We start from the raw sequence: 507 nt of genomic DNA, 5'->3' as shown, positions 1-507 counted from the left end.
CACTCGCACCTGTGGGAGCGCTCCCAAATATCGGGAGGGACTGAGTGGCTGTCAAGAGATTGCGCAGCCGGGGCAGTTGGCAACTACGGTTCGGCTGACTATCTTTCTGGTCGGGCCTGTGGGAGCGCGCCCATATGTCGTCAGTTGCTAGGAGCGGGACATGTCCCTGCGCCACACCGCGCTCGCCCTCGGGGCCGCGCTGGCCGCCACGGCCGCACTGGTCGGACCGATCGCCGGCTCGTCCTCGGCCGCCGCCGTCGCCTGTACCGTCGACTACTCCACGAACGACTGGGGTAGCGGTTTCACCGCCAACGTGAAGATCAACAACGTCGGGACCGCTGCTCTCAACGGCTGGACCCTGACCTACGCCTACACCGGCAACCAGGCCCTCTCCGGCAGCGGCTGGAACGGCGACTGGACCCAGAGCGGCAAGAACGTCACCGTCAGCAGCCTGTCCTGGAACGCCACCATCGCCCCCCGCGGCAACGCCACCCCCGGCGCCAACCT

1 protein-coding gene is annotated in these 507 nt (G+C 67.5%); it reads left to right on the top strand.

Annotation, left to right across the window (positions count from 1 at the left end; translation table 11 throughout):
* Positions 1–160 precede the first annotated feature (160 nt).
* The coding region (locus ABD323_RS45670) for a cellulose binding domain-containing protein (protein ID WP_344447807.1) at positions 161–507 on the top strand (347 nt) is incomplete at its 3' end.

Source organism: Kitasatospora nipponensis (genome assembly GCF_039528135.1).
Lineage (GTDB): Bacteria > Actinomycetota > Actinomycetes > Streptomycetales > Streptomycetaceae > Kitasatospora > Kitasatospora nipponensis.
The sequence above is the reverse complement of the archived record's forward strand: the minus strand, read 5'-3'. Positions and strand labels throughout refer to the sequence as shown.